Below are 25,621 nucleotides of genomic sequence, written 5' to 3' on the forward strand. Positions count from 1 at the left end.
CTTGGCGTTGGTGCCCTCGAACTCCGTTCGCGTGGCGCGGATGAGCTGGCGCTCCTGAAGCAGCGACTGCAGGCCGCCGCGCTCGACCACGTTGAACCACTTGCCGCCGCCGGCCCTGCGCAGGGCATCGACCGCGAAGGCCGACCCGCCCTGGGTCACCGCACGCGAATACTCGGCGAAGTTGTCGCTCGGCTTGTTCTGACCGGTAAGGTCGGGGAACGCGTAGATGGCGACGTCGATGGCCCGCTCCGGCGGCGGCAAGGTCTCCAGGCCGATGCCGGTGGGCGAGGCGGGCGTRAGGATCGGCGCTTCCGCCAGGGTTTCGCGCTGYCCCARGGTCGTCTCGCACCCGRCCAGAATCAGGCAGGCCAGACCGGCGGCGAACAGGCGCTGTGGAAACAGGATCATCCGAGGAAACACCGGGAGATTCTTGAGGGGCGGCAGGCCGCTCGGATGGGATCGCGCCKGAGGCCCCACGCGGTCCTACGCTACGACGAGAAGGCGGAATGGCCGGAAAGCCGGGTTTCGCGCRGGTTGGTCCCTYAGAACCCGAGGGGCACCGTCACGGTGGAGACGGTCGCGCCGTCATTGACCGTGATCTGGACGTTGGGACCCGCCTGCTGGAACTGGATCGTSGTGCCCTGGACGACGAAGGTGCCGCTCTGCTGCGCGTTCTCGCCGAAGATCGCGTTGGTGATGCGGTCGGCGACGGCCGCCAGCAGGCGCGCRTTGATCACGGCGGCGAAGTTCGAGGCGGTCGAGGGGGTGTTGTTCGCCTGCTGTTGCTGCTGCGCGATCTGCTGGGCCACCGTGTCCGCGAGCTGGCGCTTGCGCACGAAGATGTTCTGCGCCGTCGCCTGCGACTGGAGCCAGTTCCCGTTGAGCGGAGAGCCCCCGAACGACGGGACCGTGTCCGCGAGCTGGCGCTTGCGCACGAAGATGTTCTGCGCCGTCGCCTGCGACTGGAGCCAGTTCCCGTTGAGCGGAGAGCCCCCGAACGACGGRTTCACCGGCTGGTAGTTGAGCGGGCTCGCCGAGACGGGCATCGCCAGAGCGATCAAGGCAAGCACAGCACGCGAACACAACCGCAAAGGCATCGCCATCCCCAATCATCAACCGTGGCGACATACCTTTCTAGGAAAGCATGAATGTCACCGCGTTGGACGTGTAGAGATTGCACCGCCAGTGGGTGACGACAACCCAATTGTACCTGCTGCGGCCGCTGCTGAAATACTTCTCTGCTCAATTGTGATATATTTATCACCAGGATTTGTGGATGCTGAGTTGAAATTGTAAAAAAGTCCCGACCCATCTTGTATATTTTTGATATTGTACCCCGAACCAACCACAGAAATATTTGAGGAATTTGAATTACCGGTCTGAATATTTGTTAAAATGTTGCTTTCACCGCTGGCCCGTAGGCTTGATTGATTATATATGCCTTCCTGTCTTTGATAAGTATTATTGCTTATTCCCGATGTGGTGGAAAATGAATTGTTAAATTGGCCAGTTTGAGATATTATGCTGTTGTTATCGGAACCCGACTGATTGATAGTACCACGATTACCTGAACCAGTTTGATTAATCTCGGCGATATTTCTGAGTTGACCGGCCGTCATCGGCCCAGACTGGCCGGCTCCAGTAACGATCGCAGACAGGCTGTTACTGGTCGCTGGGCTGGCGATTGGTAGGCCAGTGACAGCTGGGTTCGTAGCTAGGAGACGGGAATCGACCGCATTCTGATTCCCAGTACGCGGAGCCGGCACTGCAGCCGTCGGGTCGATTTGAGTGATATAGACGCCTTGTTGAGCAGCGGCGGGAGCTGTGAGGCCAAAGCCGAGGAGTACCGCCAGGACATGCTTGGAATAGGAGACTGTCATCAGTTAGACCTCATAAAGGTGTCGTGGGGGCAACGCTGGCTTCGCAGCTAATACGATGGCCCTCCACCTCAAGCGTTAGGGTTGCCTCGAATCCGGCATTCGGCTCCAGGTTGAAACCGACCTCACCGAGTCCGGTCTGGGCGCCCGCCGCGGCTTGAAACCGCCCACCTTGCGAGAGGCGCGACGTACCCCCGGGGCCGGTCTTGACCACCAGCAGAGTGTAACCACCTGCAGTGTCCGTCTTTGCAAAGGCGATCCCACGCAGTGTCGTTATGTCATTTGTAGTTTCCCGCTGAATGCGACAACGGATAGACGTTTCTGCAAGCGCTTCGTATGTCGGCCCCATGCTACTTGCTCCGGAAGCGAAGACCAAAAAGATGGTGCAAGCGATCGCGCTAAGGCGGAGGGGGACCGCACATTTTAGGGGAAGATAGCGACCCGTGTGAGTACCGCGATAAGTTCGGCTTGCCGACGCGTTTTCGTTTTGGTGAACACCGCCGAGAGTTGTGTGCGCAGCGTCGCGCTGCTGAGCCTCATCTTGGACGAGATTTCTGACAACATCTGCCCACTGGCGATCTCGATGGCAAGCCGTGCCTCGGCTGGTGTGAGATCGAAGAGTTTCTGTAAAACGCTTACAGTTGGGCGCGGATTGTATCGCAAATCGATCAGGATGACGATCGTGCTCGCAGCTGTCGTTCCTGGTCCCCCTAGAGGAACGGTGTGTAGGACCAGTGGAGCGCCGCAGTCCCGTGAAATGGTCACCCAGCATTCGCTGTTTATCTGAAGGTCTTGACCCGACTGGATAAGCAGGTTGCGAAGGACTCGCCCGCTTTCGGCCAGGGACGACAAACCGAGCGTCGGCGCGCCCTCTCGTCCAAGAATACGAATCGCCATCGTATTCGAGGCGATGGGCTCCCCTTTCATATCGACAACAATCGCCCCGCAACTCATCCGATCGAGAAACTGCAGAAGGGGGTAGGGCGAACTCACGATCACTTACCTGCGTTTCTAGAGTGCTCAGCACTCTTAGAATGGAACGTCTACCTTTATTAAGACGTCTTCGCTTAACAGCCGACAAATATCCCCGATGAAAACTGCGGATAGAATGCGTAGCATTATCACCTATAAGGATAATGCCCTTTGCGAAGTAGTGCATTGGAGGGTCGAATGAATGAGGTCTCACCTTCATGAGCCATCTGCCCACCCGGACGGGATGCAGGTGCGGATCCAATCTTCGGCATCGCTTACAGACGCGAAGATCAATCCCTCCGCTTCGAATGGTCCAAGCCCAAACTGTAAGAACCACCCGCCATCCGCTTCAACGAGAAGGGCAGCGAGGTGATTACGAACCCACACGAGATAGCCGCTCTCGTGATAAAAGCCCGATGCTGCGCTAATCACCTGAGACGTCACATGCGGCATGACAGCGAAACGCCAATCAAAAGGACAGGCCGATTGCCCGTCTGAATCATTCCTTGTAACGCCTTGGGCCTACCCGGCGCATCATCCATTCAGATGATTAAGCTTAACAATCGCTTGGCGCACCCTCGACACCCTCAATCCTAAACAAAATCTAAAACATCATTCAATTGGATGATGCGAACCCCCTGCATACGGTGTAGCTAACAAACCGTTAAGGATCGGACGCCGGTTGAAACGAGCGCTCAAATCCTCAAACGGCAACAGCGGCGTAAGTCCGCTAATCGACACTTGGGAGGGGGCGTGAGCCTCTACTCCGCACAGGGGTTCAGCTACTATGCATAAGCATCTTTTTGCCCTCTCCATAAGCGTTGCTACGCTCGCCTTTTCGACCTCCGCATTTGCTGAGGGGAATTACGTTAATCTCTATCAGAGCGGCTTAAAAAACGAATTTGATGCTAATCAGACCGGTAATGGCGGCAAAATTGGCATTCCAGGTAGCAATAGTGCTTACCAATCTGGTGACTATAACTACCTCAAGATCGATCAGAGTGGCAATAACAATACGGTTGGCGCTGCGGATACTAGTTCGAATGGCTCCATCAACGTTTCTGATCAGATTGGGAACAGAAACACCCTGAATATTCGTCAGGCAGGAAATAACAACACTACCCAGTTCCGGCAGAACGGCAATGGGAATGGGAATGGCGAGCTTGGCCTTGCCACCAATCTTACCAGCATAACCACTACTGGAAACGTAGTTCAGCAAGACGGCAGCTTTAATAAACTGGACTTAAAACAGACTAACGAAGGTTCCAATATTGTTGGAAATCTTCTTTTCGTGAACCAGGTCGGAAATGGTGGCAACATAACTCTGAATCAGACCAGCCGCAAAGACCCAAATGTTGCAGTCTTCGATCAATCTGGTTTCAATTCTTCCGCTAATCTCACCCAGACGTCTAGCATCAGCGCAGATGGTGCTAACTTTGCATCCATTCGCCAATACGCCAATGATTCGAAGGTAACTTCTACTCAGAACGGCGCACAGAACAGACTTGCTGTCCTTCAGACTGGGACTAACAATGTTGCAAATTCAACGCAAGACGGACTTACGAGTGTCCTCAGCATTACCCAGAACGGTACTGGCGCCCGGAATGAAGTGACGGCAGTCCAAACTGGTGGCAACCATAACCTTACTGTAAACCAAAATGGCGGTCTCCTCTTGACCAACATGGTACAGGATGGAAATACGCAATATGCTCAGATTGATCAGTCTGGCTTTAACAACCAGTTCATTGGTATGCAGACTGGATTTACTCACCGCTTGACAGTTGATCAGGGCGGCAACAATAACTCTGCCTATTCCAGCCAGTACGGCACATCCAACGTGGCAATGATCCGCCAGCGATAACCATAATGCGATGCAGGGGGAATATTCTCCCCTGCATCGCCTTGGTTGTATAGCAAATTGTTAATGTTCTAGCCAGAAACCTTATACCCAAACATAGAAAGCTGAGGGCTCGGCATTTTGCTTAAGAAAATGTCATTAGCATATCCACTTATCATTTTCTGGACCGCTTTGGGTGCGAGTTCCGCCTTTACGGTGATGTCTGCTACATCTTGGGCCGAGAATGCTGTTCCGCCTTTATCTGGAACTGCGATCAATGATACCGTTGCGACAAGCGAACGAACGTCAGCAGGTCCCCCCCCTTCCTCGCCAGTTTCCCCACCACTTGCATCCAACTGTGATGCATCTTGTGTTCGACTGAATTCCGAACGGGCTGCCCAGGCTTGTGCTCCCCAGATTGAGGCACAGGCACCCGACGATTTCGATTGGATCTACCGGCCTCAAACTGGCATTTTTCAAGAAGCAAACACTTCCGATGGATCCGGATCGAGTGTGGTCCGCTATCGGGGGGATTCCATTCGCTTCCAGAATTCTCAGAAAGAGTGGATCCGGGTTAACTACGAGTGCAGTTGGGACTCAGCAAGCGGTCGTATCGTATCACTGACTGTGAAGGTTGGCCGGCTTGGTAAACCAAAAACTAGCCCCGTTGCTACAGTACCGTTGGCGGGACCACCAAAAAAGATCTCTGAGCGCCCTCCTGAAGCAACTGCTACATCCTCGGCAGCGGCAACAACGGGGCAAGCGGCTGTCAAATCGACGTTTGTGAAGCCGAAAATCGATGAGCCATCAGAAACACAGGTACGGCAGGTGGTCCCGAAACCTGGATCGACACGCTAGGGAGGCGTGCTCCATCCGCCCACAGCATTAATCTACTTGAAAACGATTCAGAGGACCGCGCGGGTGAGCGGAGGCAAGATTGTAAACATTACTCTCGGAAAGCTAGAATTGCATTTGGAAAACGAAAACTTACTAAATAATGGATAACAAGCTCTGAAAAAGGGCGAAGTTCGAGGGGCATAAATGTACGCGCTTGTAGCCGTTATTGGCATGCTTATTTTTGGAGGAAGTGCTTTTGCTAGCGGCCGGGCCCTATCCGGTGCAGGAGAGGCCGAACTCTTGACCCAGATGCGTACCACTGTAGAACAGTCTGACGCAAGTCTTGTGCTTCTTAATACAGTATCAGTCGCTGGGTCGGTGATAGCCGCAGCTCCACGCTTTACGCGAACGAGCGCACCTACGGTGTTCGAGCCTTTGGCAGAGGCCGCCGCGAGCCGTTATGGTGTTGGCATAGACTTCTTCAAGCGCCTCATCCGGCAAGAAAGCGGTTACAACCCAAATGCCGTTAGCCGGGCTGGCGCACAGGGCATCGCCCAGTTCATGCCCGGTACGGCGGCGATGATGGGGTTAGACGATCCTTTCGATCCGGCTAAGGCCCTGCCGAAGTCCGCCGAGCTGCTGGCGGCCCTGCATCGCCGATTCGGCAACCAGGGCCTAGCGGCGGCTGCCTACAATGCCGGCGAAGGGCGGGTGCGGGCATGGCTGTCGGGCCAGAGCGGGCTCCCCCTCGAGACGCGCAACTACGTCCGGGCAATCACCGGCCGGGACGCCCACGAATGGGCGCCGGCGGGCCTCACTGCGACCCTGATGCCAGGCTCCCTCGCATCGAATCGCGCCCCCGCCTTCACCGGCCTTTCGGGCCGCATCTCCCCGGAATGGGCTTTCACTCTCAAGATCCTGCCCCGCGCAAATGGGCAGGTTCCCTTCACAAAAACTTCGAACACGAGCGTATCGAAGACAGCTCAAGCTTCTACAGCACTACGACAGACGGTTTTGCGCCCACTCTCTGGTGAAAGCGCATTATGCGAAAGTATGCGCAGTACGGGTTGTATCGTTGCGGCAGTCTACTGAGCGAAAGAGTCTGCCCATTCCAATAGGGCGTGCCCCTGTGGAACGTTCCACCGCCCTTCGAGACAGTTCCGCAAGCATGGTGTTTGCTATTTGGAACGATCCGAGTCAGGAGGTCATAGAACCTAGTGGGACGGAAGCATGCTCGGTGGATACGCCCGCACGTCAACCTTGGAACAGGAAGCCGGCCTTGAGGCTCAAATTCGCGATCTGACGGCTCTCGGATGCGAAAGACTGTACAAGGAGCAGGTCTCCTCTATTGGGCAGCGTGCGGCCTTGCAGGAGGCTCTTTCGTTCTGCCGCAGCGGCGACACGCTGGTGGTGACGAAGCTCGACCGGCTCGCCCGCTCCGTTACGCACCTGGGGTCGATCCTCGCCGATCTTGGGGCCAAGGGCGTGGCTCTGCGGATTGAAAATCTCGGGGTCGATACCTCGACCCCAACGGGCAAGCTGATGCTGAACATCCTCGGCGGCGTCGCGCAGTTCGAACGGGAGATGATGCTGGAGCGGCAGCGCGAGGGGATCGCGAAGGCGAAGGCTGAAGGCGTCTACAAAGGGCGAAAGCCTACCGCACGGGCCAAGACCACAGAGATCAGGGCCTTAGCCGCTGAGGGCCTATCTATGGCCGCGATCGCGGCGAGGCTCGGCATCGGCAAAGGCTCCGTGCATCGGGCACTTAGCGTCAAAGCGGAGTGACGAGGGCGCCTCCTCGCCGGCTATGTGACCGCCGCGCTACGCCCGATGTTTTCCCTTCGTTCCCCACCCCGAAGGCCTCGCTTCTGGAGGGACAGAGGATCACATTGAGGGCACACGCGCTCCCGGTCCTCTGCCATGCTGCTCGCCTCGCGCACCGTCCTGCATCAACACCGCGAGGTCGCCGCCGTGGTAGCAACCTATGGGATGTTCCTAAGTGGCATCTTGGCCCTCGCTTTCGCCATCTCTTAGTTCGCGCCCCGGCGCCGCATGCCCCCTGGTAGCGCCGCTTGGCCAGCTAGTCAGCGAGAGAGAGTTATGAGCGAGGTCGGTCAACGCATCCATGAGCAAATCCAGGCCAACCGCGCGCTGGGGATGAAAGGCGACAACTGGGACAACTGGGCAGTCGGCTTGCTCACTACCCAGCATGAGATTGAGGACGATGACGGCCAGATCGGTTACGTCCTGACCGATGCGACGCGGGACAAGATACTTCGTAACGGTCGCCAGGACGGGGCCCACGCCCTCGCTAACACCACCTCAATCCTCAACCGGGTCCACCAACTGACGCGCCTCGTTTACGTCCTCCTAGTTCTGGTGATCGCCATCGGGGGAGCCCTCGTCTACGTTCTCATTCGACAGGTGCATTGATTTGCGGACCCGGTGTTCGGGCAGAATTTCGGGGGCCGTATGGACACAGCAGCAGAGCAAAACCTTCAAGCAAGGCGGAATGCTTTCCACGACACCCTTTTCAAAGAGGACGATCTAGGACTTGTTATCAGAGGGCATATTCATGTTGAGAATGAACTGATCGAGTTCATTAAGATACGCCTTTCCCCACCCAATGCGGTTGATGCATTAAGCCTTGGTTACAAGGAAAAGTGTAAGCTTGCAAAAGTCCTTGGAATGCCTAGGGCATTGCAGGCACCGCTTAGTTATGCAGGAAATTTGCGGAATAAATTTGCCCATAATTTGGGTGTTACAATTGGCAAACAAGAAGCCGACAGCTTCAATATTGCCCTTAAAGAGCATGGTATAGAATACTTCCAAGAAGCATACCATAGGATCTATCCAACCAGTACTAAACGACTAAATTTCTGGAATGCTCATGACTTTGAGCCGAAAAATAGGATTGTTATATCTCTGATACTGCTTTGGAGTGGGCTTGCAGTCGCTAATATTGAAGCGAGGGCCGGCAAGAGAATTTTGGGGGAGAGGTCGACGGCGCCCTTGGCTCCTGGCGAGCCGCAGAATATTTGAACGACGCGCAACGAAGTTGCCTCCCCTCGGGCCCACGCACGGCGGCCGACATCATCGAGATCGGGCGGGACCTGATCGAGATCAAGGGCCAGCTCGGCCACGGCCACTTCCTGCCGTGGATCGAGGCCGAGTTCGGGATGAGCGTCGATACCGCGCACAATTTTATGCGTGTTGCCGACTGCTACTCCAAACTCGGAACAGTTCCGAATTTGCCGGCGACCGTCCTCTACGAGCTTACCGCCCCCTCAACTCCCGAACTCATCCGCGAGGAGGGCTTCCACCGGCTCGCCCCAGCTCGGGAAGCTGAGCTTGAGACGATTGCGTGCGAGGTCCGCACCGGGACCATCCGGGACGCGATCCTGCACTCCGCCGGGGCCAACACGACCCACGGCCTGCGCCGGTCGAACGCCGACAAGCGGCGAGCGGTCCAACTCCTCCTTGAGGATAAGGAGTGGTCAAAGTGGGCGGACCGTGAAATCGCTCGACGCTGCTTCGTTGGACACCCGCTTGTCGCCGGCCTTCGCGCCTTGGTCACTGGAAGAAATTCCAGTGAGGCCGAGCCCCGAACTTATCAGGATCGGCACGGCAACGTCACGCAGATGCGGACGTCGGCCATCGGCCGCCGGCCGCCCGAGATGCCCGAGCCCGAGGCGCCCGCTGAGCCTGCCCCTCCCGCCGACCTCCCTAACCCGGCAGAGCCGCCGGCCGATCCCACGAACGTGGTCGCGCTTAACTCGCGCCTCAGCTCGCTTCCGACCCCCGAAGCCATGGGCGGCCGTTTCCTCCACCTGGGGGCTTTCGTGTTCCATCCGTGTTGCACGGACCTGCCTGCGCCGGGTCGTAACTCATTGTAAAATAACGGAACGTGTTGCAGCATGTTGCAACACCGAATGACGAGCGATAGCCAAAAAAAACCCGCCAAGTCATTGACTTGACAGGCTAATTTTTGGCGACCCCGGTTGGGCTCGAACCAACGACCTGCCGCTTAGAAGGCGGCTGCTCTATCCAGCTGAGCTACGGAGTCGGAGTGCCAGGGCTGGTAGAAGCCATGGGGGCCGCTCCTGGTCAACCCCGCGTGCGGCCGCGTGCCCGTGGCCCTCGAGACGACGCGCCTGCGCAGTGCTGCGATGCACCAAGACGGGAGATTCATGCCGTCGCGACCGATGGTTCGCGCGTGCGATGATGAAGCAACGGGCCGTGCGATCCCCGGGGCGGCCCTTTGAAGGACCGAATCTTGCTAAAGTGATCGCTCGTTCTGGACCGAAATGGCGCAGTCTCCGGCACGGCATGGCGGTCCTCTTTTTCGGGGACTCTTCTTCGAGGACCGCGGTCGACAACGGCTCCGGGTGGTGTGTGCAGGTGCCCGATTGGAAGGAATGGGTATTTCCTTGGACACGAAAGACGCGGATAATCTATACGCGAGTTCCGGGCTTCTTGCAGCGCCGCGCGCAGCTTCCGTACGACGCCGGGAGCCACGCGTCCGGTTCGGCGCGATCCTCCGGCAACGCGGGCGTGGAAGACGCAGGACCTTGGACGCACGGGGTAGGGTCTTCGACGCATGGGATAGGGGCTTGGACGCACGGGAATGACTGACGGCGCGATCTTCCTCCTGACCGATCGTCCCGATCGCAGCGCGGCCCTCGAAACGATTCTCAACACCGTCGGTCGCTGCGCGGTCGTGGCCGGCGAGGAGACGCCGCCGCCGGGCGCACCGGTCGCCATCGTCTCCGATCTCACCCTCAGCCGGCGGGAATCCGTTGGACGATTGCGCGCGCTGATGCCCTCCGGTCAGGCCGCCCGCCCCGGGCCCGGCCCCGTGGCCGGTCAAGCGGGGCGCATTCCGGTCATCTGCCTCATGCGCTCGACCTCGGACGGAGATTTGCGGCAGGCGCGCGATCTCGGGGCCACGGTCTGCCTGCCGGCCTACACGTCCCCGCACGTCGTCGCACAGGTGATCCGGGATCAGGTCGCCGCGCGGGACGAGACCGCCAGGGGCGTGGCGGGCCAGGGGATCGTGCGGGCCACGGAGGCGCTCACCGGCTTGTTCGCCGGGGCTCGCGTCGGCGGCGTGACCCTCGGCGTGGTCGAAGCGGGCCTGACGCCGATCCTGGCGGCCGTGCGCGAGGGGGGCCTGACCCGGTGGCTCGATACCGTCTGGACCCACGACGACGCCACCTATCAGCACTGCCTGCTGGTGGCCGGCGTCTCCGCCCAGTTCGTCAACTTCCTGCGATTTCCCGAGCAGGACCGGCAGCATTTCGTCCGGGCGGCCCTGCTGCACGACCTCGGCAAGGCCCGTATCCCGCAGGCGATCCTCAACAAGCCCGGTCGCCTCGACGCCGACGAGATGGCGATCATGCGCACCCATCCGGTGATCGGCTACGAGATCCTGCGCGACAGCGGCTGCGACGACGCCACCCTGGGCGCCGTGCGCCATCATCACGAGATGCTGGACGGGTCGGGCTATCCCGACGGCCTCGTCGGGTCGGCCATCGGCGACACCGTGCGGCTCCTGACCATCTGCGACATCTACGCGGCCCTGACCGAGCGCCGGTCGTACAAGGAGCCGATGCCGACGCGCGACGCCCTCGCGGTCCTCGAGAGCATGGACACGAAGCTCGAATCCGGTCTCGTGCGGTGCTTCGGCGATGCCATGACGGCGGTGGCGCCATAGGGCGGACGGGGTGAAGCCGGTCTTCCGCGGGTCCCCGTGATCGGGTGCGCTCGGGCCGCAACATCCACACTCGCATGCCGCGCGGTGGTACCGGCGGATACGACGGTGCCGGACCTGTACGCCGATCCTTCGCGAAAAAGCCCCCCGGCCGAGGGCCGGGAGGCGTTCATCACGGTTCGGCCGAGGGGCAGACCCCCGAAGGAATCAGGGCTGGAGGACGCCGTTGATCACGTGGATCACGCCGTTCGACTGCATGACGTTGGCGATGGTGACCGTGGCGGTGCTACCCTTGGCGTCGGTCACGTAGACCTTCTTGCCCTTGGTCTGGACGGTCAGGGGCTCGCCCGCGGCGGTCTTGAGCTGGGCCTCGCCGCCGCCGTCCTTGGCGAGCTTCATCAGGTCCTTTGCGGTGTAGGTGCCCGGGACGACGTGGTAGGTCAGGATCTTGGTGAGCGTCGCCTTGTTCTCGGGCTTCACCAGGGTCTCGACGGTGCCGGCCGGCAGCTTGGCGAAGGCGGCGTTGGTGGGGGCGAACACCGTGAACGGACCGGGACCCGACAGGGTCTCGACGAGGCCGGCGGCCTTCACGGCGGCGACCAGGGTGGTGTGGTCCTTCGAGTTGACGGCGTTCTCGACGATGGTCTTCGAGGCGTACATCGGAGCGCCGCCGACCGTCGGGTTCTTGGCGAGGGCGGCGGCCGGGAGCGCCGCGCCGATGGCGAGGCTGAGGCCGAAGGCGGCCAGCTTGGAGACCAGCGGACGGCGTGCGGTAAGATTATGCATCGATTTCTTGTCTCCTCGGATGTCCCGGGCGGGACAATCGGGGTGACTTACGGCGCGTTCGGAATGAAAGTTTCAGGAAAGATCTGCTATGAGGTGCTTCGTGCGGTCCGCGCTGCTTTAAGGGATCGCTAAGAATGCCGAACAAGCCGCGACCTGGCGTCGATGCCGAGGTTTCGATGCTTGGAGCACGGCCGGGGGGACGGGGAATGGTGAGTTCGGTGGCGGTGCCGCGTGCCTGACGATGATCTGCTCCAGGCGCGCCTGACCGCCATCGCGGGCGGGGATCAGGCGGCGCTCAAGGCGCTCTACGACGAGACGGGGGCGAAACTATTCGGGCTCGTGCTCCGTATCCTCCGCAATCGTGAAGCCGCCGAGGACGTGCTTCAGGATGTCTATCTCCGGATCTGGCAGAATGCCGGGGCGTATGTCCCCACGGCCGGCCGCCCGATCACATGGATGTGCGCCATCGCCCGCAATCGGGCCATCGACGTGGTGCGCGCCCGAAAGGAAACCACCCTCACGGATCTCGTCGAAGGCGAGGATTGGATGAATCAGGTGCCCGATCCGCACGACGGCGAGAGCGACATCCTCGATCGCGGCGCCCTGGCGCTCTGCCTCGGCCGCGTCGACGCGATGCACCGGCAATGCCTCGTGCTGGCCTATTGCGAAGGATTTTCCCGCGAGGAACTGGCGGCCCGGTTCGAGCGGCCGGTGAACACCATCAAGACGTGGCTCCACCGCGGACTGGCGAACCTGCGCTCCTGCCTGGACGCCAACGCATGAGCGATGGCCCCGCCGATTTCCGCCCGCCCGACCGCGACATCCAGGCGGCCGAGTACGTCCTCGGCACCCTGCCCCTGGCCGAGCGCCTCGCCTTCGCGCGCGCCCTGGCGACGGAGGTCGATCTGCAGGCGGCCGTGGCGCGCTGGCAGATCCGCCTGACGCCCCTGGCCGACACCGTTCCGGAGGTCGCTCCCCCGGCGGGCCTCTGGCTGCGCATCCGGGCGGCCCTGAGCCCCGCCGGAGAAGACCCGCGTGTGCAAAGCCTCGCCCGGAGCCTGCGTCGCTGGCGTCTGGGGGCCCTCGGCGCCTCGGCCCTGGCCGCCGGCCTCGCCCTGGCGCTCGGCCTCGGCCGGTTCCTGCCGCCGGCGGACCCGGAGGCGGGTCAGTACGTCGCCGTGGTCAACCGCGGCGGCGAGCTGCCGGCCCTGGTGGTGCGGGTGGATACGCGGCGCGGGCTCGCGCAGGTACGGTCCGTGGCGGCGGATACGCCCCGGGAGAAGAGCCTGGAGCTCTGGTACATCGCCGGCGGCGGCACGCCGCGCTCCCTTGGCCTCGTCGAGGCCGGGCGCGCCAGCCTCGCCCTGCCGGAGGCCGCCCGCGAGGACGCCCGCCTCGACACTGCCCTCCTGGCCGTCACCGTCGAGCCGCCCGGCGGTTCGCCGAGCGGCGCGCCGACGGGGCCGATCGTCTACTCGGGCAAGCTCCTGCGGGACTGAAGTCGTCGCCCCGGCGGCCGCCTCCCCTGTACCGTGCCGGCCGGATCGGCCTCCGGCGGCGCGGCGCGCGCCCTCGACGGGTTGCCCGCATCCTCGATCGCTGGCACGCGTCGCGGCATGAAGGTTTCCTCCGCCATCCGCCGCCCGGTCTCCGCCCTTCGGGCCGCCCTGCGGACCGACGCCGGCGGCGGGCTGGTGCTCATGGCGAGCGCGGTGCTGGCGCTGCTCGTCGCCAACTCGCCCCTGGCTCCGGACTATTTCGCCCTGGTGGGCACGTATGTCGGGCCCTTGAGCGTGCTGCACTGGGTCAACGACGGCCTGATGGCGGTGTTCTTCCTGCTGGTCGGCCTCGAGATCAAACGCGAGGTGCTGGACGGCCGCCTGCGCACCTGGCCGGACCGCGTCCTGCCGGGCGTGGCGGCCCTCGGCGGCATGGTCGTCCCGGCCCTGATCTACGGGATGGTCAACCGGCATTCGCCCGACACCCTGCGCGGCTGGGCGATCCCGACGGCCACGGACATCGCCTTCGCCCTCGGCATCCTGGCGCTCCTCGGATCGCGGGTGCCCGTCTCCCTCAAGGTGTTCCTGACGGCGCTCGCCATCCTCGACGACCTCGGGGCGGTGCTCATCATCGCGGCCTTCTACACCGCCGACCTGCAGCTGCCGATGCTGGCCGGCGCCGGGCTCATCGTCGCGTTCCTATCCGGCCTGAACCGGGCCGGCGTGACCCGGCTGACGCCCTACCTGCTCCTCGGTGCGGTCCTGTGGGTCCTCGTGCTCAAATCCGGCATCCACGCCACCATCGCGGGCGTGGTCCTCGCCCTGACGATCCCCCTGCGCACCAGGCCGGCCAGGCCGGACGATCCGACCTCACCCCTCCATGGGCTGGAGCACGCCCTCCACCCGTGGTCGTCCTACCTCGTGCTGCCGGTGTTCGGCTTCGCCAATGCGGGCGTCGCACTGGGGGGCATCTCCCTCGCCATGCTGCTCGAACCCGTCACCCTCGGCGTCGCCCTCGGCCTCTTCCTCGGCAAGCAGATCGGCGTGTTCGGTACGGTCGTCGCCGCGATCCGGCTCGGCTTCGCCCAGCGTCCCGCCCAGGCCGGGTGGTGGCAGCTCTACGGCCTGTCGCTCCTGTGCGGCGTCGGCTTCACCATGAGCCTGTTCATCGGTCTCCTCGCCTTCGCGGAGACCCCGGCCCTGGAGACCGAGACCAAGGTCGGCGTGCTCCTGGGCTCGGTCAGCTGCATGGTCGCCGGCGCCCTCGTGCTCCTCCTCGCGCCGCGGCCGGTCGCCGACGTCCGCGACTGATCGTCAACGGATATCATGTTCGCACCGTCGCCGCCCGTCGCCCCCGACGACATCGCCCACGTCATTCAGATCGCCCTCGCGCCGGCCTTCCTGCTGACGGCCCTGGCGACGCTGCTGAACGTGTTCTCCACCCGCCTCGGGCGCGTGGCCGACAAGGTCGACGCCGCTTCGACCCGGCTGTGGGGCGCCAGCCCGGACGAGGCCGTCCGCCTGTCGCGGCAATTGTCATACCTGCGGCGGCGCTCGTTCGTGCTAGACGGCGCGGTGGTGCTGGCTTCGGCGGGCGGGATCATGACCGGGATCGCGGTGCTGACGCTGTTCGTCGGAGCGCTCCGCGACGCCGCCACCGCCTCGGTCCTGTTCGGATGCTTCGGCGTGGCGCTGGTCTGCACCGTGGCGGCCATCGCGGCCTTCCTCACCGAGATCCTGATGGCCGGGCGCGGGGTCCGCGACGAGGTCGATCGCCAGACCCGTCACGCCACCGCTATCGAGGGGCCTCCTGGCCGGTCTGGAACTTGAGATCGAGGGCAGCCAGCGCCAGGAGCGGTGGCGGCATCGGGACGCCGGCCTTGCGCATGACGAGGGCCGCTGCGCGGCAGCTCGCCTGATCGTTGGTCGCGGCCGCGGCCTCGATCCGAGCCACGGTGGCGGCATCGGGTTTCGGGGGCGGCGGCGATGCGGCCGGTGCGGCCGCCGCCTTGGCCGAGGCGTTCGCCTGCGCCAGGGCCGCCTTCCGATCGCCGGGGGCCACCGTGTCCGCCGATCCCGTTGCGCCGCTGAGGCCAGATTTCTGCTGCGGCTCGCCGCCGGAACCCGACGGCTTCGCGTCGCTCTTGCCCGATGGGTTCGACACCGCCGTCGCCTGGGACTGCGGTGTGGCCGCCTCCTGCTTCTTCGCCTCCGGCACCGTCACGAACGCCTTCAGTTCCTGGCATAGGTTGGCCGGGCCGCCCGCGGCGACCGGCGGGGCCGCATCCTGCGCGAGGGCGGGCAGCGCGAGCAGGCCGGCGGCCATGACGAGCGCGACGCGCGACGGGGATGTCCACATGCTGATGTCCTCAACCCTTCCCGGTCGTTGGCACGACCCCTTCACCCAGCGGCCGGGTCGGCCCGGCAGTGACTTCGCGCGGTCAGGACCGCTTCGGATGCGAGGCCTCGCCCTTGACCTTGTCGTGATCCTCGACGGTGGCCTCGCCGAGGACCGGAAGGCCGTTCCACTTCGAGCCGACCAGGTTCGTCCCCGGCTCCGACACCCGCGCGCCCGAGGTCGCGAAGGCCTGATAGGCGAACTTCTGGGAACTGGTGAGGGCGAGCATAGCCAGCACGCCCAGCGCGATGGCGGCGGCGACGGCAATGGCGAAGGCTTTCATGATCGGTTCTTTCTGGTCGATTCTACTCGGCCGGCGCGGGATGGCGGACCTTGAGCTGCGGACCGCTCAAGGTCTTGGCCTGCTCCTTCTCCACCCAGAGGTCGTGGTGTGCGCGCGCCCAGGCGAGGTCGACCTCGCCACTGCCCATGGCGTCGTAGGCGCCCTTCATGCCGAGCGTTCCGATGTAGATGTGGGCCAGGATGCCGACGATGAACGCGACGCCGATGAGGGCGTGGATCACCTGCATCACCTGCATGCCGTTGATGTCGAGAACCGTGAACGGGAACAGCATCATCAGGCCGGTGACGCCCATGGCGGCGCCGAAGCCGGCGACCATCCAGAACACGCCCTTCTGGCCGGCGTTGAAACGTTCGGCGTGGGGATGGCCGTGGCCGATGAAGCCGCCGCCGGCCTTGATCCAGGCCCAGTCGATCCGGTTCGGGATGTTGTCCTTCACCCAGACGGCGACCATGATCACCACGCCGAGCATGAACGGCCACGCGAGATAGACGTGGCTGTACTTGGCCCATTGCGCCAGGGTGCCGAAGGCCTCGGGGCCGATGACCGGCATCAGCAGGCGCTTGCCGAAGATGTAGTTCAGGCCCGACAGGGACAGGACGATGAAGCACGTCGCCGTCATCCAATGGGCGAACCGCTCGAAAGCGTTGAACCGCAGGATCTTCTTGCCCGATTCCTGGGTGTCGTCGGTGAGGATGCGCCCACGCCACATGAAGAAGGCGCCCAGGGCCCCGATCATGCCGAGGATGCCGAGCGCCCCGATCCAGGGCAGCCAGGATTCGCGGAAGGCACGGTATTCGCGGCCCTGCGGCTGGATCAGGTTGGCGGATTTCTGGTCCGGGATGCTGACGCGCCCGGTGATCTTGTCGGCCTGCTTGAACAGGAACTCCTCGTTGACCGAATCCGCCGTGGGCTTGGTGCCCATGGGGTTCAGCCCGTCCTGCTGTTGCGGGCTCTGCGCCTGCGCGGGCGCGAACACGCCCGGAGCGGCCAGGAGCGTCGCCGCGAGGACGAGGGTGCTGAAGAGCGTGACTGCCCGCCGCATCGGCGTTCCTTTCGAAGTCGTCTCGTACGGGTGGGGCCGCCCGTGGGCAGCGGCCCCGGAGCGGCGATCAGATCGCCACGGTCTCGCGGTAGGCGGTCTTCCAGCCCCAGGCGCCGGAGCCGTAGCCGCGCTTGACCACGCGCTGCTTGTAGATCTCGGCGATCATCTCGCCGTCGCCGGCGAGCAGGGCCTTGGTCGAGCACATCTCGGCGCAGAGCGGCAGCTTGCCCTCGGCGAGGCGGTTCGAGCCGTACTTCTCGTACTCGGCCACCGACAGGTCGGGCTCCGGTCCGCCCGAGCAGTAGGTGCACTTGTCCATCTTGCCGCGCGAGCCGAAATTGCCGACGCGCGGATATTGCGGCGCGCCGAACGGGCAGGCGTAGAAGCAGTAGCCGCAGCCGATGCAGATGTCCTTGGAGTGCAGCACCACGGCGTCGGCCGTGGTGTAGAAGCAGTTCACCGGGCACACGGCGGCGCAGGGCGCGTCGGTGCAGTGCATGCACGCCATGGAGACAGAGCGCTCGCCGGGCTTGCCGTCGTTGAGGGTGACGACGCGCCGGCGGTTGATGCCCCAGGGCACCTCGTGCTCGTTCTTGCAGGCGGTGACGCAGGCGTTGCACTCGATGCAGCGGTCGGCGTCACAGAGGAACTTCATACGGGCCATAATGGATGCGCTCCTCTCACGCGGCCTTGATCTGGCATAGGGTGCACTTCGTTTCCTGCATGCCCGTCACAGGATCGAAGCCGTAGGTGGTGACCGAGTTCGAGCTCTCGCCGAGCACCACCGGGTCGGTCCCCTTAGGGTAGTAGTCCCGCATGTCGCGGCCCTCGTACCAACCCGAGAAGTGGAAGGGCATGAAGGCGACGCCCTTGCCGACGCGGTCGGTGACGAGCGCCTTCATCTTGGCCTTCGAGCTGTTCTCGGCGCCCGTCACCCAGACGAACTGACCGTCCTTGATGCCGCGCTCGGTGGCGTCGCCGGTGTTGATCTCGACGAACATGTCCTGCTGGAGTTCGGCGAGCCACGGGTTCGAGCGCGTCTCCTCGCCGCCGCCCTCGTACTCGACGAGGCGGCCGGAGGTGAGGATGATCGGGAAGTCGCGGGCGACGTTGCGCTCCACCGCCGATTTCTGCACCGAGAAGCCGATATTCGGCATGCGGAACTGACGCTCGTCGGGGCGCGTCGGGTACTTCGCCACGAGATCGGGGCGCGGCGTGTAGATCGGCTCGCGGTGCACCGGCACCGGGTCGGGCAGGTTCCAGGCGTTGGCGCGGGCCTTGCCGTTGCCGAACGGGATCACGCCGTGGTCGAGGCAGACCCGCTGAATACCGCCCGACAGGTCGGTGGCCCAGCTCACGGTGTCGGGCTTCTCGCCGCCGATCTTGAGGATGGTGGCGCGCTCCTCCTCCGTGAGGTCCTTGTCCCAGCCGAGTTTCTTGAACACCCCGAACGTGAATTCGGGGTAGCCGTCGGTGAGGTCGGACCCCTTGGTGAAGGAGTTCTCGGCGAGCAGGGTTTCGCCGTTGCGCTCGGTGCCGAAGCGGGCCCGGAAGGTGCTGCCGCCGTCCTTCACGTGCAACGACGTGTTGTAGAGGATCGCCGAGCCGGGGTGCCGCAGCTCGGGCTTGCCCCAGCACGGCCACGGCAGACCGTAATAGTCTCCGCCGACTTCCGGGTCATCCTTGGGGGCGCGGAGGGTGATGAGATCGAACTTGGCCTGGTTGCGCATGTGCGCCTTCAGGCGTTCCGGGCTCTGGCCGCAATAGCCCGTCGACCAGCCGCCCCGGTTGATCTCGCGCAGGAGGTCTTCCGCCGAGGGAATGTTGTTCTCGATCTTGATGCCCTTGAACAGCGTGTCGGCGAAGCCGAGCTTGACGGCGAGTCGGTAGAGTACCTCGTAGTCGTTCTTCGACTCGAAGGCCGGCTGCACGATCTGCTCGCCCCACTGGATCGAGCGGTTCGACGCCGTGCGCGAACCGTCCATCTCCAGGGAGGTGCAGATCGGCAGGAGGTAAGTGTTGTCCTGCCGGGCATCCAGGGCCGCGAAGGTGGTGGGGTGCGGATCGGCCACCACCAGCAGTTCGAGCTTGTTCATGCCCTCCACCGCCTCGGGCAGGCGGGTGACGGTGTTGCCGCCGTGGCCGAACACCATGAAGGCCTTCAGCGGGCTGCGCTGGTCGATCTGCTCGGGCGGCAGGTTCACGGCATCGAACCATCGGGTCGAGGTGATGCCCGGAGATTCCATGTTCTCCTTACGGGTCCGGGCCTTGCGGCCGGCCGTGGCGGGCACCTCGTCGAAGCGCGACTGCAGCCACTCGTACGGCACGTCCCAGACGCGGGCCCAATGGCGCCAGCCGCCCTCGACGAGGCCGTAGTAGAGCGGCAGCGACGTGACATCGAGGCCGAGATCGGTGGCGCCCTGCACGTTGGTGTGGCCGCGGAAGATGTTGGCGCCGGTGCCCGGCTTGCCGACGTTGCCGGTGGCGAGACACAGGATGCAGAGCGCGCGCACGTTGGCGGTGCCGACCGTGTGCTGGGTCGCGCCCATGCACCAGATCAGGGTCGCGGGCTTTTCCTTGGCGAATTTCTCCGCCACGCGCTTGAGCTGCTCGCCGGGCACGCCCGAGACGCGCTCCACCTCTTCCGGGGTCCACTTGGCAACTTCGCGACGGACATCGTCCATGGCGTAGACGCGCTGGCTGATGAACTCCTTGTCCTCCCAGCCATTCTGGAAGATGTGCCACAGGATGCCCCAGACGACGGGGATGTCCGTGCCCGAGCGGATGCGGACGTATTCCGTGGCGTGGGCGGCCGTGCGGGTGAAGCGCGGATCGATGACGATCATATTCGCGCGGTTGATCTCCTTGCCCGACAGCAGGTGCTGCATGGAGACCGGATGAGCCTCGGCCGGATTGCCGCCGAGGATGATCATCGTCTTGGCGTTGCGGATGTCGTTGTATGAATTAGTCTGGGCGCCGTAGCCCCAGGTGTTGGCCACGCCCGCCACGGTGGTCGAGTGGCAGATGCGCGCCTGGTGATCGACGGAATTGGTGCCCCAGAACGCGCCGAACTTGCGCATGAGGTAGGCGGCCTCGTTGGTGAACTTGGCCGAGCCGAGCCAGTAGACCGAGTCGGCGCCGTTCTTCTCGCGGATCGCCGCGAGCTTGTCGCCGATCTCGTCGATGGCCTGATCCCAGGAAACGCGCTGCCACTGCCCGGCGACGAGCTTCATCGGGTATTTCAGGCGGCGGTCGGACGAGACGAGCTCGCGGATGGCCGCTCCCTTGGCGCAGTGGGTGCCGCGGTTGATCGGGCTCGCGTAGGACGGCTCCTGGCCGACCCAGACGCCGTTGACCACCTCGGCCGTCACCGTGCAGCCCACGGAGCAGTGGGTGCAGACGTTCTTCTTGATGACGGTCTCGGGGCCCACCGCCGAGGTACCGGCGGCGCGCGCCTGCCGCACGGAGCCGAGCTGAATCGAGCCGGCGGCGGCGAGGGCACCGGCGGCGAGGCCGGATTTCCGCAGGAAGCCGCGACGGTCGAGCATCCCGGCGGCGAGGCCCGCAGCCACCGCCTGATGCTTGGTGCGGCTCGCCGTGCCGCTCTTACGCTTCGTCAGCATGGCTGCCTCACTTCTTGCCGGCGTCGTTGGTGCTGTTCTTGAGCGTCTCGTACCCGTTGGTCCGGTAGAACGCCTTGACGTGGTCGGTGAGGCGGTAGCGCCCCTTGGTCTCGTCCTGGCCGGGGTCGTAGGCCTGGGCGTCCGTCGCCGTCATCGGCGTCGCCGCCACGCCCACGGCGGCCGCCACCGTTCCGCCGCCCAGCGCGCGGAAGAACTGACGACGACCGAGCTGGTCCTTCTGGTCCTGTCGCATGATCGGCACTCCTCAAACGGCGGGGGATGCGCGCTCGGCGCATCCGGGATTCTGATGGTCGCGGGCGCTCACGCGTCCATGGCGAAGGCCTGCGCCTCCACCGCGATGAAGGCGCGGCCGAGGCCGCCGACGGTCCGGTAGAAGCGGGCGGCCTTGGCCCCTTCCAGATCGGAGAAGAAGCGCCCGGCCCACGGCTCGAGATGCCTCGCGAAGAAGCCGCGCGCGGCGTCGGGCTCCGACGCGAACCGGCCCGCCACGAGGCCGGCCATGCAGTCGAGGAGGATCGCGAGGTGATCCTCCGGCTCGGTCATGCTCAGGTCCCGCTCGATCCCGAGGCTCTCGAGGTCCGCACGCACCCGGGCGAGGGGCCGCTCGTTGAGAAAGCCCGTGAGATAGTAGGATGCGTAGGGAAGCAGTTCCCCGCGGCCGACGCCGACGAAGAGGTCGTGATATTCGCGCGCCACCGTGTCCGGTGCCGCCGTGCGGCTCGCGCGCGCCACGGCCTCGACGGGCTGGCCGAGGACGCTGTCGTCACCGCGAAGACCACCGAGCGTCACCAGCAGGTCACGATCCGGCGCCCGCCCGAGGAGGACGGCGAGGAGATCGTAATGTTGCGCACGCTCCAGATCGACCGCATCGACGGTTCCGCTCACCGAAGCGAACCCGTCTCGAGGCCCCTCGTCCGCATGCTCGATAGCCACTGCGACGGAACCCATCCCACCCTTGAACCCGAACTCTGACCAGCGCCGTATCTTAGGCGGATCGCCTACATTGGAGCTAGGATAAAAAGCGTTCGAGATTGGCGCAATCGCGATTCCACGGCTCAGCTGGGCATTGCGCCGCCATGGCGTCGCAGGCGTGCCGTCGCAACTGTCGTTTCGGATGTTACGGAGGTCCGCTCCGGAAAATCTGCAGGACCAGGCGCCGGTATCGATGTCGTCGGGAGCGTCCGGCCGGGCTCGGGGTCCGACGTGATGTCCGGATCGAGCTGCACCAAATCCATTCGATCGACCTCCGCCCGATCGAAGTCCACCCGGTCGACGTCCGCCCGGTCGACCTCGGGCGCACCGGCTTCGGCCTCGGCGGCTTCGGACGGGTCGCGATTGAACAGCCGGCCGAGCATGGCCTTCACGTCGTCGCCCGGCAGGAGCGGACCGAGGCCCGGTACACCGCCGGGGGTGTTCCAGTCGTAGGCGTATTCCCGCGCTTCGCTGACGAAGTCGCGGATGGCCGGATCGACGGACCACATCTTCCGCAGGGCGGCGTTGCGCAGGGCCGCCGGCACGCCGGCGCGCAGGAATGGCAGCAGGTCGGTCTCCGCCGTGAGGTCGTCGAGGGAGGGGAGTTCGGCCAGGAGGTCGAGTTCCGCCTCGGTGCCGGCCGCTTCCGGTACGACGGCGTCGTCGCCCGGCACCGCTGCGGTCTCGACGGCTTCCATGTCCGCCGGCGGAGTCTCGGTTCGCTCGCTCTCGCGAACGTCGCGCTTGCGCCGGGCCCAGCGCGCGAGGAAGCCGTCGCTCATTCCCGCCTCCCCTTGCGGCCGGTCTCGGCGCCTCCGGCCTGCCGGGCCAGGGCCTCGGGGTCGGCCCGGTCGCGCTTGCGCTTCTCGAACACGCGCTCGATGTGGTGGGCCTCGAAGAAGGCCAGCAGCTTGGCCTGGAGGTCGGGCGGCATCGGCACCGCCTCGACCACCTCGCCGATGCCCTCGGCCATGGATTCGCCCTCGTAGGGATCGGCCGTCACGGTGGCGACCTCGTACTCCCCCTCGCCGAGCTTGCGCAGGGCGACCCACAGGGCGGGACGCCCGGAGACGAGGTTGTCCCGGTAATGCGCAGTCTCGGCCGGGTGCAGGTGCACGTCGTAGGCCCCAGCATAGTAGGTGCCCTCGTCCTCCGTGCCGGAGAGGCGCGTGCCCGGCGGTGCGGCGGGCGCCGCCGGCAGGACGGCGACGGGGAGCCAGGCATGGGTCGCCCACGGTCCCTTGAGGCGGCGCTTCTCCACCACCACGCCGACCTCGAAGTGGTTGTCGGGTTTTTGGAGGGGGGCGGGCTCTGACATGGTGGAGTTCCTCAGGCCGCCGGGTACGCGGCGCGCAGGGGCAGGCCGGCGACGATGTTCTGCGGCTTGACCTGGACGAGATGTGCGGCCGTGCCGGCGAGCAGCAGGTAGACCGGCCGCTCGCCGACGTTCGGATCGACCCGCGTGGGGTCGAGGAAGGTCAGCGCGAACAGGGCGACCACCCGCTCCTGCGTCGCCGCGTCGATGGCCTCTCCCCGCCACAGGGCGTTGCCGATGCGCGTGCCCTCCGCGTCGAGGCCGACGAACCAGCGCCAGTCCGTGTCCTCCAGCCGGTCGAGGGGCGTCACCGTCACCTCGGTGTTGAGAAGGTGGCGCACGAACACCTCGATGACGCGGGCGAGCGCCGCCCGGCTCTTCGGGCTCGAGCCGAGGTTGAGCGCCATGGAGAACGCGTCGGAGCGGCTCCAGTAGCTCCAGGCGTTCTCGTCGTTCAGCACGTCGAGCTCGTTGGCGGCTTCCTTGCCGAGCATCGCCACGAGGGGCGAGAGCGGGGCGGAGCCCTCGCGCGCCTCGATCACCTCGGCATCGGCCAGGAGCACGGCGCCCTCGTGCCGGCTCACCCGCTGGGTGCGGAAGAACAGCTCGGCCGCGCGCAGGACGTAGGGGTCGTCGCAGCCGTCGAGGGCGTTGCGCAGGATGAGGTGGACGAGCTGGTTGAGGAACAGGGACGGGGTCCCCTGCAGACCCTCGCGCACGAGACCGACGTAGGCCGCCTCGATGGAGCGCGCGCCGAGCAGCCGGTCGCGGAACGCCAGGAGCACCGCCCAGTTCTCGCGCGCATCGGCGTCCGCGATGGCCGCCACCGCCTCCGGTGCGATGGCGCGGCGGGGCTCGGCGCGAAGGTCCGCGTACAGGGCGCGCTCGGCCGCGCAGGCCTCCGCCGGCGGGATCAGTTCCGGCCGCGCCAGATAGGCCAGGATGAGCTCGTCCGTGACGCCGAGGCCGCCGCCCTCGGTGCGCCGGGTGAGATGGTGGCCGCTCGACACCCAGAACTCGGTCATGATGCGCGACGGTCCCTGTCGTGTGCGTGGCGTGCGGTCACGGTGTCCGGCTCCGTGCGAGGCCGATGAGGTCGGCGTGTTCCTCCGGCCCGTCGTCGTCGGTCTCGACGAACTGGAAGGCGCGGGCGCCGGCATGGAGGCGATCTTCACCGCCGGGTTTCTGGTGCAACGTGCGAAACGCTTCTGCGATCGCGCCGTTCGTCTCCGTGCGATGCAGCGCCACGACGGTGCCGACGGGCAGATCGCAGAGCGAGGCGGCGAAATCGATCTCTTCCCGCGCCGCCGCGAGGGCCGCTGCGCGGTCCGGGGCGCCGAGGTGGTCTTGGAGATGGCGGGCCAGGCTGGCGGCGGCGTCCTCACGCTCGCCCTCGCTCGCCTCGCTTACCACCACCAGGGTCGAGAACCCGAACGAGCGCACGCCGAGGAAGCCCGAGCGGAAGGCGACCCGCTCCTTGCCCGTCAGGCTCGCCGGATCCCGGTCCCAGAACAGGAACGAGCCGGTGACGGCCCATTCCCCGGGCTCGGCGGCCCGCGCGAACACGAAGCTGTCGGAGGGGTCGAGCCGCAGGGTGCGGGGCAGCTTGAGGGGGCTCACAGGCGCACCGTGCCGGTGGCGGGGTCGCGCCAGGCCGGCTCGGACAGGCCGGGCGCCAGGGCAAGTCGCCCGACCGTGCCGTCCCGCTCCAGCAGCGCATCGCCGTGGCGATCGATCTCCGCCTTCGCGCCGCCGGCCTGCGGCAGGTGGGCGAGGAGGCGCGCACCGATGCCGGCAAAGCCATCCTCCTCCCAGACGGCGAACGCCTTCATGAGGTTGCGGGAAAAGCTCTCCACCAGGGCGAGGCGGATGCCGGGGGCGAAGCCTTCCTCATCGAGGGCCGTCGAATCCGGCGTGAGGCCGGGGTCCCCGATCCGGGTCTTGGAGACGACGAGCATGGCCGAGAAGACCAGCCAGTCCGGCACGGCGTCCTCGGCGCAGCCCTCCGGCTGGCCGAGGCGCCCGCCGCCGAGGCGCGCGCCGTCGAACATCAGGGTGTCCGGCCAGAGCAAGGTGATGGGCATCTCCGGCGCGGCGTGGGTGCCCACCGCATCGATGAGGGCGAGAATGCCGACGAGAAAGGCCCGCCGCGCCGAAGCCAGGGGCTCGTCCGGGGCGAGGATCACGGCGAGATCGAGGATGTCCCCGCGCTCGACCAGCACCAGGGTTCCCGCGGCGTCGCCGGCCTCGTCCTCGGCGAGCGCACGGGCGCGCGAAAAGGCATCGTCGGCCGCCGGCGCGAGCACGCAGCGGAAGGCCGGCGGCAGCACGGGCGCGGCCGGCTCGGGGATGACCGGCCCTTGGACGACCGGCTCATGGACGAAGGACTGGGTCATGGGTGGTGCCGTGATGTCGAGAACCTTCG

29 protein-coding genes and 1 tRNA gene are annotated in these 25,621 nt (G+C 64.8%); 11 read left to right on the forward strand and 19 right to left on the reverse strand.

Annotated elements, in window-relative coordinates:
• The 5 genes from ASF28_RS11085 to ASF28_RS22490 all read right to left on the reverse strand — a co-directional run.
• The coding region (locus tag ASF28_RS11085; RefSeq protein WP_274533122.1) for a CsgG/HfaB family protein at positions 1-408 on the reverse strand (408 nt) is incomplete at its 3' end.
• Between the two features lie 134 nt (positions 409-542).
• Positions 543-1,103 (reverse strand): curli assembly protein CsgF, encoded by a 561-nt coding sequence (locus tag ASF28_RS11090; protein WP_082476486.1) that lies wholly within the window; start codon positions 1,101-1,103, stop codon positions 543-545.
• Between the two features lie 48 nt (positions 1,104-1,151).
• Positions 1,152-1,880 (reverse strand): hypothetical protein, encoded by a 729-nt coding sequence (locus ASF28_RS21775; RefSeq protein ID WP_082476488.1) that lies wholly within the window; start codon positions 1,878-1,880, stop codon positions 1,152-1,154.
• Between the two features lie 10 nt (positions 1,881-1,890).
• Positions 1,891-2,226 (reverse strand): curli-like amyloid fiber formation chaperone CsgH, encoded by a 336-nt coding sequence (csgH, locus tag ASF28_RS23710; protein ID WP_443189733.1) that lies wholly within the window; start codon positions 2,224-2,226, stop codon positions 1,891-1,893.
• 74 nt (positions 2,227-2,300) lie between these two features.
• Positions 2,301-2,870, reverse strand: coding sequence for a helix-turn-helix transcriptional regulator (locus ASF28_RS22490; protein ID WP_157085562.1), 570 nt, complete (start codon positions 2,868-2,870; stop codon positions 2,301-2,303).
• A 766-nt stretch (positions 2,871-3,636) separates the two neighbouring features.
• Here ASF28_RS22490 and ASF28_RS22495 point away from each other — a divergent pair.
• The 6 genes from ASF28_RS22495 to ASF28_RS11105 all read left to right on the forward strand — a co-directional run bounded on the left by ASF28_RS22495 (position 3,637) and on the right by ASF28_RS11105 (position 9,419).
• Positions 3,637-4,710: a hypothetical protein gene (locus ASF28_RS22495; protein WP_157085563.1), complete on the forward strand. Its 1,074-nt coding sequence runs from the start codon at positions 3,637-3,639 to the stop codon at positions 4,708-4,710.
• A 1,236-nt stretch (positions 4,711-5,946) separates the two neighbouring features.
• Entirely contained in the window at positions 5,947-6,615 is a 669-nt protein-coding gene (locus tag ASF28_RS23715; protein ID WP_443189734.1) for a lytic transglycosylase domain-containing protein, read from the forward strand.
• Between the two features lie 138 nt (positions 6,616-6,753).
• Positions 6,754-7,308 carry a recombinase family protein gene (locus ASF28_RS11095; RefSeq protein WP_056092104.1) on the forward strand — a complete coding sequence of 185 codons (555 nt, stop codon included), beginning with the start codon at positions 6,754-6,756 and terminating at the stop codon, positions 7,306-7,308.
• 315 nt (positions 7,309-7,623) lie between these two features.
• Positions 7,624-7,956, forward strand: a complete 333-nt coding sequence (locus ASF28_RS11100) for a hypothetical protein (protein WP_056092107.1) — start codon at positions 7,624-7,626, stop codon at positions 7,954-7,956.
• Between the two features lie 39 nt (positions 7,957-7,995).
• Positions 7,996-8,565 (forward strand): hypothetical protein, encoded by a 570-nt coding sequence (locus ASF28_RS22500; RefSeq protein ID WP_157085564.1) that lies wholly within the window; start codon positions 7,996-7,998, stop codon positions 8,563-8,565.
• On the forward strand, positions 8,562-9,419 hold the full coding sequence (locus ASF28_RS11105; protein ID WP_056092109.1) for a DUF3102 domain-containing protein: 858 nt from the start codon (positions 8,562-8,564) through the stop codon (positions 9,417-9,419). The genes ASF28_RS22500 and ASF28_RS11105 overlap by 4 nt, the downstream gene beginning before the upstream one ends.
• A gap of 93 nt (positions 9,420-9,512) precedes the next feature.
• Here ASF28_RS11105 and ASF28_RS11110 read toward each other — a convergent pair.
• Positions 9,513-9,589, reverse strand: a tRNA-Arg gene (locus tag ASF28_RS11110).
• Between the two features lie 561 nt (positions 9,590-10,150).
• On the opposite strand from ASF28_RS11110, the gene ASF28_RS11115 reads away from it, so the two are divergent.
• Positions 10,151-11,239: an HD-GYP domain-containing protein gene (locus ASF28_RS11115; RefSeq protein ID WP_056092113.1), complete on the forward strand. Its 1,089-nt coding sequence runs from the start codon at positions 10,151-10,153 to the stop codon at positions 11,237-11,239.
• A gap of 204 nt (positions 11,240-11,443) precedes the next feature.
• Here ASF28_RS11115 and ASF28_RS11120 read toward each other — a convergent pair whose 3' ends face one another.
• Positions 11,444-12,022: a fasciclin domain-containing protein gene (locus ASF28_RS11120; protein ID WP_056092116.1), complete on the reverse strand. Its 579-nt coding sequence runs from the start codon at positions 12,020-12,022 to the stop codon at positions 11,444-11,446.
• 231 nt (positions 12,023-12,253) lie between these two features.
• On the opposite strand from ASF28_RS11120, the gene ASF28_RS11125 reads away from it, so the two are divergent.
• The 4 genes from ASF28_RS11125 to ASF28_RS11140 all read left to right on the forward strand — a co-directional run bounded on the left by ASF28_RS11125 (position 12,254) and on the right by ASF28_RS11140 (position 15,351).
• Positions 12,254-12,805, forward strand: a complete 552-nt coding sequence (locus ASF28_RS11125) for a sigma-70 family RNA polymerase sigma factor (RefSeq protein WP_056092119.1) — start codon at positions 12,254-12,256, stop codon at positions 12,803-12,805.
• Positions 12,802-13,521, forward strand: a complete 720-nt coding sequence (locus tag ASF28_RS11130) for an anti-sigma factor (RefSeq protein WP_056092122.1) — start codon at positions 12,802-12,804, stop codon at positions 13,519-13,521. Before ASF28_RS11125 ends, ASF28_RS11130 begins: the two co-directional genes overlap by 4 nt.
• Positions 13,522-13,638: 117 nt before the next feature.
• The gene (gene nhaA, locus ASF28_RS11135) at positions 13,639-14,832 is read left to right on the forward strand and encodes a Na+/H+ antiporter NhaA (RefSeq protein WP_056092124.1); all 1,194 of its coding nucleotides are present in this window, start codon (positions 13,639-13,641) and stop codon (positions 14,830-14,832) included.
• 15 nt (positions 14,833-14,847) lie between these two features.
• Positions 14,848-15,351 (forward strand): DUF2721 domain-containing protein, encoded by a 504-nt coding sequence (locus tag ASF28_RS11140; protein WP_056092126.1) that lies wholly within the window; start codon positions 14,848-14,850, stop codon positions 15,349-15,351.
• Here the strand turns inward: ASF28_RS11140 and ASF28_RS11145 are convergent.
• The 12 genes from ASF28_RS11145 to ASF28_RS11200 all read right to left on the reverse strand — a co-directional run bounded on the left by ASF28_RS11145 (position 15,317) and on the right by ASF28_RS11200 (position 25,592).
• Positions 15,317-15,880, reverse strand: coding sequence for a hypothetical protein (locus ASF28_RS11145; protein WP_056092130.1), 564 nt, complete (start codon positions 15,878-15,880; stop codon positions 15,317-15,319). The genes ASF28_RS11140 and ASF28_RS11145 overlap by 35 nt on opposite strands.
• A gap of 82 nt (positions 15,881-15,962) precedes the next feature.
• The gene (locus tag ASF28_RS11150) at positions 15,963-16,202 is read right to left on the reverse strand and encodes a hypothetical protein (protein WP_056092136.1); all 240 of its coding nucleotides are present in this window, start codon (positions 16,200-16,202) and stop codon (positions 15,963-15,965) included.
• Between the two features lie 22 nt (positions 16,203-16,224).
• Positions 16,225-17,265, reverse strand: a complete 1,041-nt coding sequence (locus ASF28_RS11155) for a formate dehydrogenase subunit gamma (RefSeq protein WP_056092141.1) — start codon at positions 17,263-17,265, stop codon at positions 16,225-16,227.
• Positions 17,266-17,332: 67 nt separating this feature from the next.
• Positions 17,333-17,929, reverse strand: coding sequence for a formate dehydrogenase FDH3 subunit beta (fdh3B, locus tag ASF28_RS11160; RefSeq protein WP_056092144.1), 597 nt, complete (start codon positions 17,927-17,929; stop codon positions 17,333-17,335).
• Between the two features lie 16 nt (positions 17,930-17,945).
• Positions 17,946-20,888, reverse strand: a complete 2,943-nt coding sequence (locus ASF28_RS11165; protein ID WP_056092146.1) for a formate dehydrogenase subunit alpha — start codon at positions 20,886-20,888, stop codon at positions 17,946-17,948.
• Positions 20,889-20,895: 7 nt separating this feature from the next.
• Positions 20,896-21,141 carry a formate dehydrogenase gene (locus ASF28_RS11170; protein WP_056094054.1) on the reverse strand — a complete coding sequence of 82 codons (246 nt, stop codon included), beginning with the start codon at positions 21,139-21,141 and terminating at the stop codon, positions 20,896-20,898.
• A 68-nt stretch (positions 21,142-21,209) separates the two neighbouring features.
• A complete protein-coding gene (locus ASF28_RS11175) occupies positions 21,210-21,857 on the reverse strand; it encodes a TorD/DmsD family molecular chaperone (RefSeq protein ID WP_056092149.1) in 648 nt (215 codons plus the stop codon).
• Between the two features lie 107 nt (positions 21,858-21,964).
• Positions 21,965-22,663: a DUF3306 domain-containing protein gene (locus tag ASF28_RS11180; RefSeq protein ID WP_056092152.1), complete on the reverse strand. Its 699-nt coding sequence runs from the start codon at positions 22,661-22,663 to the stop codon at positions 21,965-21,967.
• The gene (locus ASF28_RS11185) at positions 22,660-23,199 is read right to left on the reverse strand and encodes a DUF3305 domain-containing protein (RefSeq protein WP_056092155.1); all 540 of its coding nucleotides are present in this window, start codon (positions 23,197-23,199) and stop codon (positions 22,660-22,662) included. Before ASF28_RS11185 ends, ASF28_RS11180 begins: the two co-directional genes overlap by 4 nt.
• A gap of 11 nt (positions 23,200-23,210) precedes the next feature.
• Positions 23,211-24,221 carry a DUF6352 family protein gene (locus ASF28_RS11190; RefSeq protein WP_056092158.1) on the reverse strand — a complete coding sequence of 337 codons (1,011 nt, stop codon included), beginning with the start codon at positions 24,219-24,221 and terminating at the stop codon, positions 23,211-23,213.
• A gap of 37 nt (positions 24,222-24,258) precedes the next feature.
• Positions 24,259-24,816, reverse strand: coding sequence for a DUF6505 family protein (locus ASF28_RS11195; RefSeq protein WP_056092162.1), 558 nt, complete (start codon positions 24,814-24,816; stop codon positions 24,259-24,261).
• Positions 24,813-25,592 carry a biotin/lipoate--protein ligase family protein gene (locus tag ASF28_RS11200; protein ID WP_082476490.1) on the reverse strand — a complete coding sequence of 260 codons (780 nt, stop codon included), beginning with the start codon at positions 25,590-25,592 and terminating at the stop codon, positions 24,813-24,815. The genes ASF28_RS11195 and ASF28_RS11200 overlap by 4 nt, the downstream gene beginning before the upstream one ends.
• Positions 25,593-25,621 lie beyond the last annotated feature (29 nt).

Origin of the sequence: Methylobacterium sp. Leaf99, assembly GCF_001422375.1 — a bacterium.
Lineage (GTDB): Bacteria > Pseudomonadota > Alphaproteobacteria > Rhizobiales > Beijerinckiaceae > Methylobacterium.

Coding starts and splice junctions, on each gene's coding strand:
- nhaA (WP_056092124.1), top strand. CDS start 13,639: ATGAAGGTTTCCTCCGCCATCCGCCGCCCGGTCTCCGCCCTTCGGGCC.
- ASF28_RS11190 (WP_056092158.1), bottom strand. CDS start 24,221: ATGACCGAGTTCTGGGTGTCGAGCGGCCACCATCTCACCCGGCGCACC.
- ASF28_RS11175 (WP_056092149.1), bottom strand. CDS start 21,857: ATGGGTTCCGTCGCAGTGGCTATCGAGCATGCGGACGAGGGGCCTCGA.
- ASF28_RS11100 (WP_056092107.1), top strand. CDS start 7,624: ATGAGCGAGGTCGGTCAACGCATCCATGAGCAAATCCAGGCCAACCGC.
- ASF28_RS11150 (WP_056092136.1), bottom strand. CDS start 16,202: ATGAAAGCCTTCGCCATTGCCGTCGCCGCCGCCATCGCGCTGGGCGTG.
- ASF28_RS11170 (WP_056094054.1), bottom strand. CDS start 21,141: ATGCGACAGGACCAGAAGGACCAGCTCGGTCGTCGTCAGTTCTTCCGC.
- ASF28_RS22495 (WP_157085563.1), top strand. CDS start 3,637: ATGCATAAGCATCTTTTTGCCCTCTCCATAAGCGTTGCTACGCTCGCC.
- ASF28_RS11200 (WP_082476490.1), bottom strand. CDS start 25,592: ATGACCCAGTCCTTCGTCCATGAGCCGGTCGTCCAAGGGCCGGTCATC.
- ASF28_RS11095 (WP_056092104.1), top strand. CDS start 6,754: ATGCTCGGTGGATACGCCCGCACGTCAACCTTGGAACAGGAAGCCGGC.
- ASF28_RS11180 (WP_056092152.1), bottom strand. CDS start 22,663: ATGAGCGACGGCTTCCTCGCGCGCTGGGCCCGGCGCAAGCGCGACGTT.
- ASF28_RS11120 (WP_056092116.1), bottom strand. CDS start 12,022: ATGCATAATCTTACCGCACGCCGTCCGCTGGTCTCCAAGCTGGCCGCC.
- csgH (WP_443189733.1), bottom strand. CDS start 2,226: ATGGGGCCGACATACGAAGCGCTTGCAGAAACGTCTATCCGTTGTCGC.
- ASF28_RS22500 (WP_157085564.1), top strand. CDS start 7,996: ATGGACACAGCAGCAGAGCAAAACCTTCAAGCAAGGCGGAATGCTTTC.
- ASF28_RS11155 (WP_056092141.1), bottom strand. CDS start 17,265: ATGCGGCGGGCAGTCACGCTCTTCAGCACCCTCGTCCTCGCGGCGACG.
- ASF28_RS21775 (WP_082476488.1), bottom strand. CDS start 1,880: ATGACAGTCTCCTATTCCAAGCATGTCCTGGCGGTACTCCTCGGCTTT.
- ASF28_RS11145 (WP_056092130.1), bottom strand. CDS start 15,880: ATGTGGACATCCCCGTCGCGCGTCGCGCTCGTCATGGCCGCCGGCCTG.
- ASF28_RS11115 (WP_056092113.1), top strand. CDS start 10,151: ATGACTGACGGCGCGATCTTCCTCCTGACCGATCGTCCCGATCGCAGC.
- ASF28_RS11130 (WP_056092122.1), top strand. CDS start 12,802: ATGAGCGATGGCCCCGCCGATTTCCGCCCGCCCGACCGCGACATCCAG.
- fdh3B (WP_056092144.1), bottom strand. CDS start 17,929: ATGGCCCGTATGAAGTTCCTCTGTGACGCCGACCGCTGCATCGAGTGC.
- ASF28_RS11165 (WP_056092146.1), bottom strand. CDS start 20,888: ATGCTGACGAAGCGTAAGAGCGGCACGGCGAGCCGCACCAAGCATCAG.
- ASF28_RS11185 (WP_056092155.1), bottom strand. CDS start 23,199: ATGTCAGAGCCCGCCCCCCTCCAAAAACCCGACAACCACTTCGAGGTC.
- ASF28_RS11140 (WP_056092126.1), top strand. CDS start 14,848: ATGTTCGCACCGTCGCCGCCCGTCGCCCCCGACGACATCGCCCACGTC.